This is a genomic window from Streptomyces sp. NPDC001985 (assembly GCF_040296845.1).
Taxonomy (GTDB): Bacteria; Actinomycetota; Actinomycetes; order Streptomycetales; family Streptomycetaceae; genus Streptomyces.
This window is the reverse complement of the sequence record NZ_JBEOYB010000011.1, coordinates 14,883-30,274: the sequence shown is the minus strand read 5'-3', so window position 1 is coordinate 30,274 and position 15,392 is coordinate 14,883. Positions and strand designations below refer to the sequence as shown.

General features: G+C 71.7%; 16 protein-coding genes and 1 tRNA gene. 10 read left to right on the top strand and 7 right to left on the bottom strand.

Annotated features, from left to right (window positions below; genetic code table 11):
• Positions 1 to 162 precede the first annotated feature (162 nt).
• Positions 163 to 2,997 carry a penicillin acylase family protein gene (locus ABT122_RS07150; RefSeq protein ID WP_351546623.1) on the top strand — a complete coding sequence of 945 codons (2,835 nt, stop codon included), beginning with the start codon at positions 163 to 165 and terminating at the stop codon, positions 2,995 to 2,997.
• Here ABT122_RS07150 and ABT122_RS07145 read toward each other — a convergent pair.
• On the bottom strand, positions 2,981 to 3,568 hold the full coding sequence (locus ABT122_RS07145; protein WP_351546621.1) for a 5-formyltetrahydrofolate cyclo-ligase: 588 nt from the start codon (positions 3,566 to 3,568) through the stop codon (positions 2,981 to 2,983). The genes ABT122_RS07150 and ABT122_RS07145 overlap by 17 nt on opposite strands.
• A gap of 120 nt (positions 3,569 to 3,688) precedes the next feature.
• On the opposite strand from ABT122_RS07145, the gene galU reads away from it, so the two are divergent.
• The 7 genes from galU (at position 3,689) to ABT122_RS07110 (ending at position 9,216) form a co-directional block, all read left to right on the top strand.
• Entirely contained in the window at positions 3,689 to 4,591 is a 903-nt protein-coding gene (gene galU / locus ABT122_RS07140) for a UTP--glucose-1-phosphate uridylyltransferase GalU (protein ID WP_351546618.1), read from the top strand.
• Between the two features lie 4 nt (positions 4,592 to 4,595).
• Positions 4,596 to 5,897 carry a molybdotransferase-like divisome protein Glp gene (gene glp / locus ABT122_RS07135; protein WP_351546616.1) on the top strand — a complete coding sequence of 434 codons (1,302 nt, stop codon included), beginning with the start codon at positions 4,596 to 4,598 and terminating at the stop codon, positions 5,895 to 5,897.
• An 82-nt stretch (positions 5,898 to 5,979) separates the two neighbouring features.
• The gene (moaC, locus tag ABT122_RS07130; RefSeq protein ID WP_351546614.1) at positions 5,980 to 6,459 is read left to right on the top strand and encodes a cyclic pyranopterin monophosphate synthase MoaC; all 480 of its coding nucleotides are present in this window, start codon (positions 5,980 to 5,982) and stop codon (positions 6,457 to 6,459) included.
• Positions 6,456 to 7,130: a MogA/MoaB family molybdenum cofactor biosynthesis protein gene (locus tag ABT122_RS07125; protein WP_351546611.1), complete on the top strand. Its 675-nt coding sequence runs from the start codon at positions 6,456 to 6,458 to the stop codon at positions 7,128 to 7,130. Before moaC ends, ABT122_RS07125 begins: the two co-directional genes overlap by 4 nt.
• Before the next feature lie 14 nt (positions 7,131 to 7,144).
• Positions 7,145 to 7,771, top strand: coding sequence for a GNAT family N-acetyltransferase (locus ABT122_RS07120; protein WP_351546609.1), 627 nt, complete (start codon positions 7,145 to 7,147; stop codon positions 7,769 to 7,771).
• Between the two features lie 135 nt (positions 7,772 to 7,906).
• Entirely contained in the window at positions 7,907 to 9,040 is a 1,134-nt protein-coding gene (gene sepX / locus ABT122_RS07115; RefSeq protein WP_351546606.1) for a divisome protein SepX/GlpR, read from the top strand.
• Positions 9,041 to 9,142: 102 nt separating this feature from the next.
• Positions 9,143 to 9,216, top strand: a tRNA-Ala gene (locus tag ABT122_RS07110).
• A 52-nt stretch (positions 9,217 to 9,268) separates the two neighbouring features.
• Here ABT122_RS07110 and ABT122_RS07105 read toward each other — a convergent pair.
• The 4 genes from ABT122_RS07105 to ABT122_RS07090 all read right to left on the bottom strand — a co-directional run bounded on the left by ABT122_RS07105 (position 9,269) and on the right by ABT122_RS07090 (position 12,110).
• On the bottom strand, positions 9,269 to 10,378 hold the full coding sequence (locus tag ABT122_RS07105; RefSeq protein ID WP_351546603.1) for a hypothetical protein: 1,110 nt from the start codon (positions 10,376 to 10,378) through the stop codon (positions 9,269 to 9,271).
• Positions 10,379 to 10,717: 339 nt separating this feature from the next.
• On the bottom strand, positions 10,718 to 11,296 hold the full coding sequence (locus ABT122_RS07100; protein WP_351546600.1) for a PASTA domain-containing protein: 579 nt from the start codon (positions 11,294 to 11,296) through the stop codon (positions 10,718 to 10,720).
• Entirely contained in the window at positions 11,293 to 11,814 is a 522-nt protein-coding gene (locus ABT122_RS07095) for a SigE family RNA polymerase sigma factor (RefSeq protein WP_073785247.1), read from the bottom strand. Before ABT122_RS07095 ends, ABT122_RS07100 begins: the two co-directional genes overlap by 4 nt.
• 122 nt (positions 11,815 to 11,936) lie before the next feature.
• Positions 11,937 to 12,110, bottom strand: coding sequence for a hypothetical protein (locus ABT122_RS07090; protein WP_351546853.1), 174 nt, complete (start codon positions 12,108 to 12,110; stop codon positions 11,937 to 11,939).
• Here ABT122_RS07090 and ABT122_RS07085 point away from each other — a divergent pair.
• Positions 12,066 to 12,362 (top strand): DUF4253 domain-containing protein, encoded by a 297-nt coding sequence (locus ABT122_RS07085; protein ID WP_351546597.1) that lies wholly within the window; start codon positions 12,066 to 12,068, stop codon positions 12,360 to 12,362. The two genes, ABT122_RS07090 and ABT122_RS07085, sit on opposite strands and share 45 nt — an antisense overlap.
• Positions 12,363 to 13,376: 1,014 nt before the next feature.
• Here ABT122_RS07085 and ABT122_RS07080 read toward each other — a convergent pair.
• The gene (locus ABT122_RS07080) at positions 13,377 to 13,862 is read right to left on the bottom strand and encodes a GNAT family N-acetyltransferase (RefSeq protein WP_351546595.1); all 486 of its coding nucleotides are present in this window, start codon (positions 13,860 to 13,862) and stop codon (positions 13,377 to 13,379) included.
• A gap of 63 nt (positions 13,863 to 13,925) precedes the next feature.
• Between ABT122_RS07080 and ABT122_RS07075 the strand changes: the two genes are divergently transcribed.
• Complete coding sequence (locus ABT122_RS07075) at positions 13,926 to 14,720, top strand: exodeoxyribonuclease III (RefSeq protein ID WP_351546593.1); 795 nt, start codon at positions 13,926 to 13,928, stop codon at positions 14,718 to 14,720.
• 15 nt (positions 14,721 to 14,735) lie between these two features.
• Here ABT122_RS07075 and ABT122_RS07070 read toward each other — a convergent pair whose 3' ends face one another.
• Entirely contained in the window at positions 14,736 to 15,392 is a 657-nt protein-coding gene (locus ABT122_RS07070; RefSeq protein WP_451068641.1) for a MerR family transcriptional regulator, read from the bottom strand.

Sequence of the window (15,392 nt, the reverse complement as noted above, 5' to 3'; positions counted from 1 at the left end):
GGATCATCCTCCTCGCGGACGCCCCGCCGCCGTCCCCGTGAACAGCGCGGCTCCGCCACGGCCGGGGGGACGGCTTTCGGATACCGCGTCAGGGGCGGCGGGGTGCTGCGCCTATGGTTGCTCCCAGCACTCCTGGATCAGCCTGCGCCTCGAAGGACAGCGATGCCCTCCAACACAACCGCCTCTTCCCCCAAGAAGAAGAAGGGGCGACGCGCCCGCCTGCTCGTGATTCTGTTGGTGCTGGCGCTGCTCGGCGGCATCGGATACGGCGGGTACTGGGGTGTCAGTACCGTGCGCGCCTCCTTCCCGCAGACCACCGGCACGATAGAGATCCCTGGCCTCCGCGGCGAGGTCGAGGTCAAGCGCGACGACTTCGGCATTCCGCAGATCTACGCCGACACCGATGAGGACCTTTTCCGCGCCCAGGGCTTCGTCCATGCCCAGGACCGCTTCTGGGAAATGGACGTACGCCGGCACATGACGTCCGGCCGGCTCTCCGAGATGTTCGGTGAGGACCAGGTCGAGACCGACGCCTTCCTGCGCACGCTGGACTGGCGCGGAGTCGCGCAGAAGGAATACGACGAGAAGCTCACGCCGGAGACGAAGAACTACCTCAAGGCGTACGCGGCCGGGGTCAACGCCTATATGGAGGGCAAGGGCGCCGAAGAGCTGTCCGTCGAGTACGCGGCGCTCGCCTTCACCAACGACTACCGGCCCGAGCCGTGGACCCCGGTCGACTCGGTCGCCTGGCTCAAGGCCATGGCGTGGGACCTGCGCGGCAATATGCAGGACGAGATCGACCGCTCGCTGCTGACGAGCAGGCTGAACGAGAAGCAGATCAAGGAGCTGTATCCGGCCTATCCGTACGACCGGAACAAGCCGATTATGGATCGGGGCGGGATCGACCCGGTCACCGGGAAGTTCGACCCCGAGGCCGAGCCTTCGGGCTCCGTGGGTACGCAGGGGACCCCGGGCACCCAGAGCGCCCAGGGGACCCCGGGCAGTCAGGGCACCCAGAGCACCCAGGGCACGGGCGGAAACACCGGCGCCTCCACCGGCACCACCGACCCCGGCGGCACTCCCGCCGACGCCACCCAGGGCCTGACCACCCAGCTCTCCGCGCTCTCCGAGACCCTCGACACCATCCCCGCGCTGCTCGGGCCGAACGGCAACGGCATCGGCTCGAACTCCTGGGTCGTCTCCGGCGAGTACACCACCACGGGCAAGCCGCTGCTGGCCAACGACCCGCACCTGGCCCCGCAGCTTCCGTCCCTCTGGTACCAGATGGGTCTGCACTGCCGGAAGGTCTCCGCCTCCTGCCAGTACCAGACGGCCGGCTTCACCTTCTCCGGAATGCCCGGCGTGGTCATCGGCCACAACCAGGACATCGCCTGGGGCCTCACCAACCTGGGTGCCGATGTGACCGATCTCTACCTGGAGAAGCTCACCGGCAGCACCTACCAGGTGGGCGACGAGCAGAAGGAGCTGACCACCCGCAAGGAGGTCATCGAGGTCGCGGGCGGCAAGCCCAAGACGATCACGGTCCGCGCCACCGAGCACGGCCCGCTGGTCTCCGACCGCGACTCCGAACTGGAGCAGGTCGGCCAGAAGGCCCCGGTCTCCAACGCGGCGCCCGACCGCGCCACCGGATACGCCGTCGCCCTCCAGTGGACCGCGCTCCAGCCCGGCAAGTCCATGGACGCCATCTTCCAGCTGAACCGGGCGAACGACTTCGACTCCTTCCGCGCGGCGGCCAGGAACTTCGAGGTCCCCTCGCAGAACCTGATCTACGCGGACAGCGAGAACAACATCGGCTACCAGGCACCCGGCAAGATCCCCCGGCGCGCCGCGGGCGACGGCTCGGCGCCCGCGCCGGGCTGGGACCCGAAGTACCGGTGGAAGGGGTACGTCCCCTTCGACGAGATGCCGTACGAGCTGAACCCGGAGCGCGGCTACATCGTCACCGCCAACCAGGCCGTCGTCGACGCCGACACGTACCCGTACCTGCTCACCGAGGACTACGGCTACGGCGCGCGCAGCCAGCGCATCAACAACCTCATCGAGTCGAAGATCAAGGGCGGGGGGAAGATCTCCACCGAGGACATGCGGACCATGCAGATGGACAACGCGAGCGAGATCGCCAAGCTCCTCACCCCCTATCTGCTGAAGATCGACATCGACGACCCGCATGTCCGTGAGGCGCAGAAGCTGCTGGAGACCTGGGACTACACCCAGGAGCCGGACTCGGCCGCCGCCGCCTACTTCAACGCGGTCTGGCGCAATGTCCTCAAGCTCTCCTTCGGCAACAAGCTGCCCAAGGAGCTGCGGGTGGAGGGCGAGTGCCTGAGCGTCCGCCCGGCCGAGAGCACCGTCCCCGACGACCAGCTCAACGAGCGGGTGATCGAGTGCGGTGAGCGCGACGCCGACTCCGCGCAGCCGGACGGCGGAGACCGCTGGTTCGAGGTGGTCCGCAACATGGTCAAGGACGAGAAGAACCCCTGGTGGCGCTCGCCCGAGAACCGTTCGGGCAAGGCGACCGACACCCGGGACGAGCTGTTCGCCCGGGCCATGAAGGACGCCCGCTGGGAGCTGACCGCCGAACTCGGCAAGGACATCGACAGCTGGAGCTGGGGCAGGCTGCACCAGCTCACGCTGAAGAACCAGACGCTCGGCACGGAGGGCCCCGGCCTCCTCCAGCACCTGCTCAACCGCGGCCCGTGGAACCTGGGCGGCGGCGAGGCCACCGTCAACGCCACCGGCTGGAACGCGGCGGCCGGCTACGACGTCGTCTGGGTGCCCTCGATGCGGATGGTCGTCAATGTCGGCGACTGGGACAAGTCGGACTGGATCAACCTCTCCGGCGCCTCCGGCCACGCCTACAGCGCGCACTACACCGACCAGACGGACAAGTGGGCCGGCGGTGAGCTGCTGGACTGGTCCTTCAGCGAGAAGGCGGTGGAGACGAACACCGTCGACACCCTCACGCTGAAGCCGTAAACCTCCGCACCCCCTCGGGGGTGACCACAGCCTGTACGGGGTGGTCGTGCGGCTCCTCCGGGACCCGCGCGACCACCTCGTTCGCGTACAGCAGCACCACCAGCGCCGGGTGCGCGCCCGCCGCCGCGAGCCGGGCGAGCACCCGGTCGTAGGAACCGCCGCCCCGGCCGAGCCGCATGCCCCGGCCGTCCACGGCCAGCCCGGGCAGCAGAACGGTGCCGGCGGTCAGCACCCCCTCGGGGCCGAGGCGCGGACCGTCCGGCTCCAGCAGCCCGCGCCCGGCGGCCACCAGCCGGTCCGCGCCCCGGTACTCGCCCCAGTCCAGGTCGTCGTCGTCCATCAGCACCGGCAGCAGGACGCGCACGCCCCGCTCGCGCAGCGCGTCGAGCAGCTCACGGGTGCCCGGCTCGCGCCCCACGGAGACATACGCGGCGACGGTGGCCGCGCCGGACAGCTCCGGAAGGAGCAGCGCGCGGCGCGCCAGGGCCGCCCCGGACGCGCGGACCTCCTCGGGCGGGAGCAGTCGGCGGGCGTCCAGCAATTCGCGGCGAATTGCCCTTTTCTCGGTCATGTCCTGGCTCACTGTCGGGTCGAGGGCCTGCGGTCTGTGGATATCCGGGTCACCGGGGTTCGCCGGAGGGTTTTCCACAGGCTCGTTCCGGGTGCCGGTCCACCGGATATTGTGCTGAACATGAATCAGTCGAACACCAGGATCAGCAAGGCGGTCATCCCCGCCGCCGGCCTCGGCACGCGCTTCCTGCCTGCCACCAAAGCCACTCCCAAGGAGATGCTGCCGGTCGTCGACAAGCCCGCGATTCAGTACGTGGTGGAGGAGGCCGTGGCGGCCGGCCTCTCCGATGTGCTCATGGTCACCGGCCGCAACAAGCGCCCTCTCGAGGACCACTTCGACCGCAACTACGAACTGGAGGAGGCGCTGACCCGCAAGGGCGACGAGGAGCGCCTCAAGAAGGTCCAGGAGTCCAGCGACCTCGCCACCATGCACTATGTGCGCCAGGGCGACCCGCGCGGCCTCGGCCACGCCGTGCTGTGCGCCGCTCCGCACGTCGGGGACCAGCCCTTCGCCGTCCTCCTCGGCGACGACCTGATCGACCCGCGCGATCCGCTGCTCGCGCGGATGGTCGAGATCCAGGAGCGGGAGGGCGGCAGCGTCATCGCCCTGATGGAGGTCGACCCCGCGCAGATCCATCTCTACGGCTGCGCCGCCGTCGCGCCCACCGGCGAGTCCGATGTGGTGCGCGTGACCCGGCTGGTGGAGAAGCCCGACGCGGCGGACGCGCCGAGCAACCTCGCCATCATCGGCCGCTATGTCCTGGACCCGGCCGTCTTCGCGATACTGCGGGAGACCGAGCCCGGCCGGGGCAATGAGATCCAGCTCACCGACGCCCTGGAGAAGCTCGCCGGGGACGAGTCGATCGGCGGCCCGGTCCACGGCGTCGTCTTCACCGGCCGCCGTTACGACACCGGCGACCGCGGCGACTATCTGCGGGCCATTGTCCGGCTCGCGTGCGAACGTGAGGATCTCGGCCCCGAGTTCCGGAGCTGGCTCCACACCTATGTGACCCGGGAGATGTGACGCGGTGAGCAGCACGAGCTGGTCGGTGGACGACCACCTGGAGGACATCCTCGCGGCGATCCGCCCGCTCGACCCGATCGAGCTCCAGCTCATGGACGCCCAGGGCTGTGTCCTGGTGGAGGACGTCACCGTCCCGGTCGCCCTCCCGCCGTTCGACAACAGCTCCATGGACGGATACGCGGTCCGCGCCGCCGATGTCCAGGGGGCGAGCGAGGAGTTTCCCGCCGTCCTCACCGTGATCGGCGATGTGGCGGCCGGCGGCGGCGGGTCACTCACCGTCGGCCCCGGCACGGCCGCCCGGATCATGACCGGCGCCCCGCTGCCGCCCGGCGCGGAGGCCGTCGTCCCGGTCGAGTGGACCGACGGCGGCACGGGTGGCGGAGCGGCCACCGCGATGCGCCCCGCGGGCCGGGACCCCGAGGGCGCGCGCGGGGAGGTCCGGGTCCACCGGCCCGCCGCCGAGGGCGCGCACATCCGCTCGCGCGGCAGCGATGTGAAGGCCGGTGATCTGGCGCTGGCCCGGGGGACGGTGCTCGGCCCGCCGCAGATCGGGCTGCTCGCCGCGATCGGCCGCGGCAGTGTCCGGGTCAGGCCCCGGCCCCGGGTGGTGGTCCTCTCCACCGGCAGCGAACTGGTCCAGCCCGGCGAGGGCCTCACCGAGGGCCAGATCTACGACTCCAACAGCTATGCCCTCGCCGCCGCCGCCCGGGACGCCGGCGCCCTCGCCTACCGGGTCGGCGCCGTCACCGACGACGCCGACACCCTGCGCGCCACCATCGAGGACCAGCTGATCCGCGCCGATCTGCTGGTCACCACGGGCGGGGTGAGCGTCGGCGCCTATGACGTCGTCAAGGAGGCGCTCTCGCCCGTCGGCGACGAGGAGAACCCCGGCAGCGGGATCGACTTCCGCACCGTGGCCATGCAGCCCGGCAAACCCCAGGGCTTCGGCACCATCGGCCCCGACCACACCCCGCTGCTCGCCCTCCCGGGCAACCCGGTCTCGTCGTATGTCTCCTTCGAGCTGTTCGTACGGCCCGCGATCCGCACCCTCATGGGTCTGGAGGACATCCACCGCCCCTCCGTCCGGGCGGTTCTGAAGGCGGATCAGCCGCTCGCCTCCCTCCTCGGACGGCGGCAGTTCCTGCGCGGTACGTACGACCCCGGCTCGGGCACCGTCACCCCCGTGGGCGGTGCGGGCTCCCACCTGGTCGCCGCCCTCGCCCACGCGGACTGCCTGATCGTGGTGGCGGAGCCGGACACCTCGGTCGAGCCGGGCGCGGAGGTCGAAGTGGTCCTCATCGGATGACCCGGTCGCCGGGGAGGTACCGTGTCTGCCCACACGGGCCCCTACGGCCCCGAGGGCCTGGACCGGGAGCGGCGAGAGCGACATGAACAGCGACGGCAGGCTGACGCATATCGACGATGCGGGGGCCGCCCGCATGGTCGATGTCTCGGCGAAGGACATCACCGCGCGCACGGCCCGCGCCACCGGCCGGGTGCTGGTCTCCCCCCGGGTGGTGGAGCTGCTGCGGGGCGAGGGAGTCCCCAAGGGGGACGCGCTCGCCACCGCCAGGATCGCCGGCATCATGGGCGCCAAACGGACACCCGAACTGATCCCGCTCTGCCATCCGCTGGCGGTCTCCGGGGTCACGGTCGATCTCTCCGTCGCCGACGACGCGGTGGAGATCGCGGCGACGGTGCGGACCACCGACCGCACGGGAGTGGAGATGGAGGCGCTCACCGCGGTGTCGGTGGCGGCGCTCACGGTCGTCGACATGGTGAAGGCGGTCGACAGGGCAGCGGTGATCACCGAGGTCCGGGTCGAGGAGAAGACCGGCGGCACGTCGGGCGCCTGGAGCCGCTCATGACCACCCCGTCCCCCGGCGCCACCCCCGGGCCCGGCTCCGATCCGGCCTTCGGCGCCACCCCCGCGCCCGGCTCCCCTCCGGCCTCCGGCGCCACCCCCGCGCCCGGTATCCCCCCGGAGCCCGGCGCCGTGCCCGCCGCCGGCCGACGCGCGCTGGTGATCACCGCCTCCAACCGGGCGGCGGCCGGGGTCTACGAGGACCGGGGCGGACCGATCCTGGCCCGGGGGCTGGCCGCGCTCGGCTTCGCCGTCGAGGGGCCCTGGGTCGTTCCCGACGGCGCACCCGTCGAACAGGCCCTGCGCGCCGGGGTGGACGCCGGGCACGACGTGATCCTCACCACCGGCGGCACCGGTCTCTCGCCCACCGACCGCACCCCGGAGGCGACGGCGGCCGTCCTCGACCGGGAGATCCCCGGCATCCCCGAGGCGATCCGCGCGCACGGCCTGGCCAAGGTGCCGGCGGCGGCGCTCTCCCGGGGGCTGGCCGGAATCGCCGGCCGCACCCTGATCGTCAACCTCCCCGGCTCGACGGGCGGGGTCCGGGACGGTCTCGCCGTCCTGGAGCCGCTGCTGTCGCACGCGGTGGACCAGATCCACGGCGGCGACCACCCGGCGCCGGCGCCCCCGGTTCCGGGCACGCCGGGTCCGGGCACTCCCGGGAGCCCGAGCTGAACGCGCCCTGGCCGGTGGTGCTGAGGGACGGGGACATCGTCCTGCGCCCGATAAAGCCGCGCGACCAGCGGGCCTGGCGCGAGGTGAACCAGCGCAACCGCGACTGGCTCCGCCCCTGGGAGGCGACGATCCCGCCGCCCGCGCCCGGCACCCCCCTCGCCCAGCGCCCCACCTACCGCCAGATGGTCCGCCATCTTCGGGCCGAGGCCAACGCGGGCCGGATGCTGCCCTTCGTCATCGAGTACCGGGGCCGGCTGGTGGGTCAGTTGACCGTGGCGGGCATCACCTGGGGCTCGATGTGCTCGGGCCATGTGGGCTACTGGGTGGATCGCGAGGTCGCGGGCCGGGGTGTGATGCCCACGGCCGTCGCCCTCGCGGTGGACCACTGCTTCGAGTCGGTCGGGCTCCACCGCATGGAGGTCTGCATCCGCCCGGAGAACGGCCCGAGCCGCCGGGTGGTGGAGAAGCTCGGCTTCCGCGAGGAGGGCATGCGCCCCCGCTATCTGCACATCGACGGAGCGTGGCGGGACCATCTGGTCTTCGCCCTCACCGCCGAGGAAGTCCCCGAGGGGCTGCTCCGCCGCTGGCAGCGGGCGGGGCGGGTCCAGGGAACCTCACCCCGCCGCCGGAAAATCGAATAGATATTCGAAGGTGATCGATATGGACCGTCGTTTGATCGGAACAGCCATAAAAAAAGTCAGTGATATTAGCGGGATCACGCGACACACCGGGCCAATTGGCGTATCCCGTTGTGGGAATCCCTCTACGGTGTGACCGTGAGCAGCAGCGGCCTCATCTACGCAGTCATCGTCGGGGCCTGGGCCGCCTACCTGGTGCCGATGTGGCTCCGCAGGCAGGACGAGTTGAACGAGGCTCGTCCGACGGAACGCTTCTCCACCGCCATCCGGCTGCTGTCCGGACGCGGGGCGATGGAGCGCCGGTACGCCAAGGAGCTGCGGGAACGCACCGCGGAGCAGCCCGGTCCCGACGTGGACCCGGACGCCGTCACGGACCGCCTGAGTACCGTGGACGTCCGGGCCTTCGCCGCGCCCCGGACCGATGTCCGGCTCGACGGCCAGGCGGCGGCGCCGGAGCGGGCGGCGCAGCCGAGACCCGCCCAGCAGCAGCCGGACCGGCCGTCCCGGGCGGGCCGTCAGCGTCCGCGCCCCAGCAGCGCGGCCACCGAGCGCGCCCGCCGGGGCAAGGTCCTGGCCCGCCGCCGGCGCACCACCACGCTGCTCTTCCTGGCGTTCACCCTCGGCTCGATCGTGGCCGCGGTCGGCGGCCTCGGCTTCCTCTGGGCACCGGCGCTCCCCGCCGTGCTCCTCAGCGCCTACATCGTGCATCTGCGCGCCCAGGAACGGCGCCGGTTCGTGGTGGTCATGGACCGCCGCCGCGCGGAGGTCGCGGCCCAGCGGCTGCGCGAGAACCGCCCCCGGCGCCACCAGCCCCCGTCGGCCGGCCCCGCCGAGGCGGACGGGGAGCCCGAGCCCGGCCCCGAGCCGGAGCCGGTGCGGCTCTCCCCGCAGGCGGCCGACCGCCGCGCGCTGGTCGAGCAGACCGACCACGCCGAGTGGGTGGACCAGCAGCGCGACCGGGGTCCCGTCTCGGGCGCGAGCTGGGAGCCGGTCCCGGTGCCGCTGCCGACCTATGTCACCGCGCCCGTCGCCCCCCGCGCGACCAGCGGTGTGGACCTGAGCGACCCCGAGACCTGGAGCTCCGCCCGCTCCTCGACGGCCTCCGCCGGGGACCAGCCCGCCCCGCCCGCTCACGCGGCCCCGCCCGCCGAGCCCGACCGCTCCCGCCGCACCCCGCCCCCGAAGCGCACCACCCGCGACCGGGGCCGCACCCCGCTCTTCGACCAGTACGCGGAGGGCGACGACCGCCGCCCCCGCGCCGCCAACGAATGACACCGGCGGCGCTCCCCGCCCCTCCGCCGTGGTCCCTGTGACCAGCGAAGGAACGGATTTCCGAGCACCCCGGTGGGGATGCTAGAGTTTCACTCGTTGCAAGGGCCTGTGGCGCAGTCTGGTAGCGCACCTCGTTCGCATCGAGGGGGTCTGGGGTTCAAATCCCCACAGGTCCACCGCAAGGCCGTTCTTGAGTCAGCTCAGGAGCGGTAACAAAATCCCGTCCGATCATTGAGATCGGGCGGGATTTTGTCGTTTCCGGTGCTCGTTCGATGGCTGTTCGGGGTGGTGGTCGGCGGCATGCTGGGCGTGGGGGCGGTTCGGTTTGCAGGTGCGGTCCCATACGGAGCTCAGGCAGCGGCTGTCCTGCCGGAACTTGGCGGTCTTCAGATCGCCGCCGGCATCGGCCGGGACGCTGATCGACGAAGCGCCACAAACGGGAGGCAGCTCCTCCTTCGCCTTCGGGGCCAGCCACTCGTTCTCGGGCAACTGGACCGTGGGCCGGGCGGCGGGGTGGCTGGCGCGAGAGCGCGTGTCGGCCGGCTTGATCACAGCCTGAGGCGGGCCGGAGGTGCGCGGGCCCTGGGGGCGGAGGCGGTCCCGTCGTGGGCAGTTCACCGACGGGGAGGGGCCGGCCGCCGGGCACTGCGGGCGAATCGTGCCGCGAGTGTCGGCGTTCTGTTTGAGCTTGAGGAAGTACGGCTCGCGCTTGGTGATGGCTTCGGCGAGTTCTTCACCGCGCAGGCGTACGGTTTTGTCGTCCGCGCGGTGGGTCGCGCTGGCCAGGGCTGCGGGGATGTGCGGGCAGGCGAGGGATCCATCGACGAGTACGGCTCCCTGCCGGCTTCCCTGGACTCCGCGGTCCTCGGCCTTGTAGTCCAGGGCGAGGCGGTAGCCGAGCCGGCGGGCGGGGATCTGGAAGTTGTGCGGTGCGCATCCGGTGCAGGCGCGGTCGGCCGCGCAGGTGCCGGTTGGCAGCCCGAGTTCGGCGAGGTGCCGCAGCAGGGTGATCGCGTTGGGCCCGGTGCGGACGGTGGGGGTGTCCAGTACGAGTCCGAGACACAGTCGCGGGTACTCCACCAGCCCTTGGGTTTTCCCCGCCGGCCTGGGCGGTCGGGTGTGGGCGGCGGCCAGGAGGGTGGCGGCCAGGAGGGTGGCGCTGTATCCGAAGACGCCTTTGTCGGATCCGCCGCTGAAGTGCCAGCCCGCGGTGATCTCCACCGAGGCGGTTCCGGTGTACTCGCTGTCCGGTTCGGCCATGACCGGGACCGCCGTCGCGTCGACGCCGACGTCACCGCGCCAGGCCCGCAGGTAGCCGCGCTCCCTCGCCAGTCGCACGGTTACCAGGACGAGGTCGTTTGCCAGACGTTGGAGCCGGTCCGCAGCCGCGCGTCCGCCCTCGGTCTTCCGGACTGCGGTGTGAGCGTCGGCGTCCGCCTGAGGCAGGCGGCTGCGCCGGTCGCAGCGTGCCGGGTCCAGGGCGGTGGTGATCCGGTCCAGCCCTCGGTAGAGGCGGCGGCCGGCCGCGATGCCTTCCCGGGCCGTTGCCGGCGGTTGCTCGGGGATGCCCGGCCAGGCGCGGGCTGTGGGGGCGCGGCCGGGACGGGGAGTCGACGGACTGCCCGGCACCGGCCCCTGGGTCACTCGGCCGGTGCGCGGGCCGAAGGGCCCGGTCGCTCAGGTTCCGCCGGGTTTGCCCGTCGAGACCAGCAGGAGGACGGACGAACCCGGTGCCACCGGTTCTGCGCCGCCCCGGGGCTGACTGCTGATCACCTGCCCGGCGGGAGCGTTCCAGTCCGTGTGCCGCATGATCGTGCAGCTCAGTCCGAGTCCGCGCAGCAGGCTTCCGGCCTGTTCGACCGGCATGCCGGCCAGGTCCGGCAGCGCGATGCCCGCTCCCGCGGTCTGCTCCTGCTCCTGTGCCGGAGTCGCATCGGCGCTTCCGCTCTTGGGGGTGCCGGTGGCGAGCGGGGTGCACGCCCCGTTCGCCGGTGGGGACAGGGACGGGGAGGCGCCGGGCGCGGGCGGCACGGGCTTCAGCGCGAAGAACCCCACCGTGGCGCACGCCAGCACGCAGCACGCCGCGGCGAGGCCGAGGAGCGCCCGGCGGGGGCGGCTGCGGCTGACGGCTCGCTCGATCGCGGCCGCGTCGACGACCGGCGCCGTCGGCCCGTCGGCGAAGGAGGCCACCGCGGCACGCAGCTCGGCTTCGAGGCCCGGCTCGAACGGGGCCGGTCCGGACGACGTGTTCCTCACTTCGTACCTCCGAAAGCGGCCGACGGCGTGTGCGGCGCCTGGGCGCCCGATACGGAATCGCGCAGCTTGGCCAGGCCGCGGGCGAGCTGGGACCTCACCGCACTCGAAGAGATGTCCAGGACGTCGGCGACCTGCCGGGCGTCCAGATCGTGCAGGTAGTACAGGACCACCACGCTGCGCATGCCCATCGGCAGCCCGAGCAGTGCCTCGATCAGTTCCGCGCGCAGATCCACCTGCCCGAACCGGTCCCGGGGGTCGGCCGTCTCGGGCACCCCCGACAGCCCGGGGCGCTCGCCCCGGCGCGACAGCCGCCGCCAGCGGTCGTTGGCCAGGTTGACCAGCACTTTGCGCACGTACGCCTCCGGCGAGTCCGCCACCGCGACCTTCCGCCACTGTCGGCACGCCCGCTCCAGCGTCTCCTGCACCAGATCCTCGGCCACGTGCACGTCACCGGTCAGCGCATACGCGGTGCGGAACAACGCTCCCGACCGCTGTGCGACGAACTCCGTGAATCCGATGCCCGGACCGCTCCTGCGAAACCTCACCCGCCGACCTCCTCTCCTCGTCCCGTCCCGATCACTGCCCCCATGACGGCGGAACGGGGACGGGTGCTGCACCGAGCCGCCGGCCGTGACGTGAATCACAGCCGGGACGGAAGGGTGTCCCAGGACCTCGCGCCGCTGCCGCCCGGGGTGCGGGCGGGGCCCGGCGAAGCGGAGGGCCGCCGGGCGGGCGGCCCGCAGTCGGCCGAGAAGAACGGGGGCGCCTCGTGCCAGATGCTGCGTTCGCCGACGTCGGCGACGGACAGGGCCAAGCCCTCGGTGGTAGGCCCGGAACGCGGGCTCACGCCTTCAAGATCGTCTCACTGCCCCTTGCGGGCTCACCTTGGCTGGACCCCCAGACGGGATCCGATCCCGACGAGCAGCCGCTGGACGCCCTCCTCGTCACCGTCGAACACTTCGCGTTCTGCCCGGACAACATCTGGCAAAGCTCCCGACCCCACACCCTCGCCTCATGCGCCGAACAAATCGTCGACAACCACGCCTGGAAGTTCTGGTGGGACTGAGGCCACGCCAACCGGGAGACGATCAGCTCAAGTCTGCATCGGCCCAGGAGTACTCCCACGCGGGCAATGATGCTCCACCGCAGACGCACAGCCCCGACGCCCAGCTCCGAGCGCCGGTCCCCCTGCGCGTTGAGCGTCAAGCGGTCGATCGCCGGCAAGGCCGCCACGCTGTCGCCGAAAGCCTGATCGTCTTCCAGGGCAAGAGCGATGCCGGCTATCTGAGCCAGACGGTCGAGAAGGAGTTCCGGGTCATCGGTCGGCCCGGCCGGGCTGATGAGACTGCGGGCCTCCCCCGCGACCCGCCGGAAGAACAACTTCAGCGGAAGGCCATCCCCCCGCCGCATGAGTTCGATCACCGTGGATTCGAACGCGACAGCGTCCACCCGCCAGGAGGAAGCTAGCGCCGGGCCACTCGCCAACTGCCCTCCGACACGAGCCTGCTCCATCGCCGCCGCGCAGCGGGCGAACTCCTGGCGGGCCTCCTCACGGATACGGTCATCCCGGCGCTTCAGCGTCGCCTGCACATCCGCATGGAGCCATCGCTCGCTGGAGGTCCCGCGGCGTATGAAGACGTCGCCCTTCCGCATGACCCAGCGCTGCTTGCCGCGTTCATCCAGGTGGAAGGCGTCTCGCTTGACGACTGCGAGGCCGTCAGGATGCGGATGAACGCAGACCAGGACCAACAAGTGGCCGTTCACCGTGTGTACCGCCGTCGTGACCCGCCACGGTTCAGGCAGGTACTTCGGCATCTTCGGACGCAGGGTCGCCTCGTCGAAGAGCTTCGCCAGCTGCACGGTCATTTTGCCTGTTGGGACACCATGATCGTCAGCGCCAATCACCAGATGGCCCCCAGCAGCCCGGAAAGCGGCGACGTCCTTGGCAAGGTTCATCTCGTCGGCGGATCAGGAAATCCCGCTCAACTCACCGAGTTGAGCGGGATTTCCTGTTTTCGCGTTCCCGGGTCCACGAGGCTGTCGAGGGGTGACCCGCCGCGCCGGCGGGTCACCCCGTGTCTCATGCCAGCGGCTTGAAGAAGCAGCGGCTGCTGTCGTACTCCCGGTAGTGGCCGAACTTCCGGGGCGCGGGCACATAGCCCGTCGAGGTGTAGAGGGCTATCGCCTCCGGCTGCTGGTCGCCCGTCTCCAGGACCATGCGGGTGCGGCCGGCGGTGCGGGCGTTCTGTTCCAGGGTGGTGAGGAGACGGCGGGCGAGGCCGAGGCCGCGGGCCTCGGGGATCACGTACATGCGCTTGAGCTCGGCGTCGCCGTTCTCATAGCCCTCGCCGTCCTCCTCCATCGCCCGCCAGCCGCCGGTCGCCACCGGGCGGTCGTCGGCGTCGTAGGCGATGAGATAAAGGCCACTCGGCGGGGCGAACATCGCCGGGGCGAGAGGGGTCTCGTCGCCCTCTCCGTCGCCGTACCGCTCGATGTATTCGAGCTGTACCTGGTCGCTGAGCTTGACCGCGTCGGGGTGGTCGAACGGGGTGGGTCGTACATCCATATGGGCGATCGTACGACGGTGCGAGATGTGGGTGTTCGTGGTGGTCCTGGGTATCGTTCCGGGATGCTCACCGTGACTTCCGTGAATGTGAATGGTCTCCGCGCCGCCGCGAAGAAGGGCTTTGTGGAGTGGCTGGCCGGGACCGACGCCGATGTGGTCTGCCTCCAGGAGGTGCGGGCCGAGCCCGGGCAGCTCCCGGAGGCGGTGCGGCGGCCCGATGGGTGGTTCACGGCGCACGCCCCGGCGCAGGCGAAGGGGCGCGCGGGCGTCTCGCTCTACACACGGCGCGAGCCGGACGAGGTGCGCACCGGATTCGGGTCGGCCGAGTTCGACGGGAGCGGGCGGTACATCGAGGCCGATCTGCCGGGGATCACCGTCGCGAGCCTCTATCTGCCCTCCGGCGAGGTGGGGACCGAGCGGCAGGACGAGAAGTACCGGTTCATGGACGCCTTCCTGCCGTATCTGCGCGAGCTGCGCGCCCGGTCCGCCGAGACCGGGCGTGAGGTCGTGGTCTGCGGCGACTGGAACATCGCCCACCGGGAGGCGGACCTCAAGAACTGGCGCGCCAACCGCAGGAACGCCGGTTTCCTGCCCGAGGAGCGCGCCTGGCTCTCGCGCGTCCTGGACGAGGCGGAGTACGTGGACGTGGTGCGCGCGCTCCACCCCGAGCAGGAGGGCCCCTACAGCTGGTGGTCCTACCGGGGGCGCGCCTTCGACAACGACTCGGGCTGGCGCATCGACTACCAGATGGTGACGCGCGGGCTGGCCGAGCGGGCCGTCAAGGCGTTCGTGGAGCGGGCCGCCGCCCACGAGGAGCGGTGGAGCGACCACGCGCCCGTGACGGTGGTGTTCGAGTAGCCCCGGCGGCCGGGGTCATCCGGCGGCGTCCGGCGCCTGTCGCAGGCGCCGGTCCAGCGCCATCGACAGCTCCGCGTCGATCACGCTCCTCGCCAGCGGGCGCAGCCGGGCCTCCCCCGTCTCCGGGGCGTGCTTCCGCACCAGGTCCGTGAACAGCTCGGCGAGCGCGTCCGCGTGAGCGCGCACCTCGCGGCCGGCGTCCAGCACCGCCGAGAGGGGCACCCCCTCCCGTACCAGCGCCGAGGAGACATCGAGCAGCCGGCGGCTGATGTGCACGATCCGGTCGCCGTCCGTCGCGAGATATCCCAGCTCCAGCGCGGTCGCCAGGTTCTCCGGGGTGGTCTCGCCCGCGAAGCGGTCGGCCAGCTCCTCGGGGGTGAGCGTCACCGGCGGCTCCTCGCCGGGCTCGCCGAGGCCGAGCACCTCGCCCACGTCCCGGCCGCTCTCGAACGCGGTCGCCAGATCGGCGATGCCGTTGAGGGTGTGCCCGCGCTCCAGGAGCGCGGCGATGGTCCGCAGCCGGGCGAGGTGGTGGCCGTCGTACCAGGCGATCCTGCCCTCCCGGCGGGGCGGCGGCAGCAGCCCCCGCTCGCGGTAGAAGCGCAGGGTGCGCACCGTGATACCGGCCTCGCGGGCCAGTTCCTCCCTGCGGTACTCGCGTCCGTCCGCCAC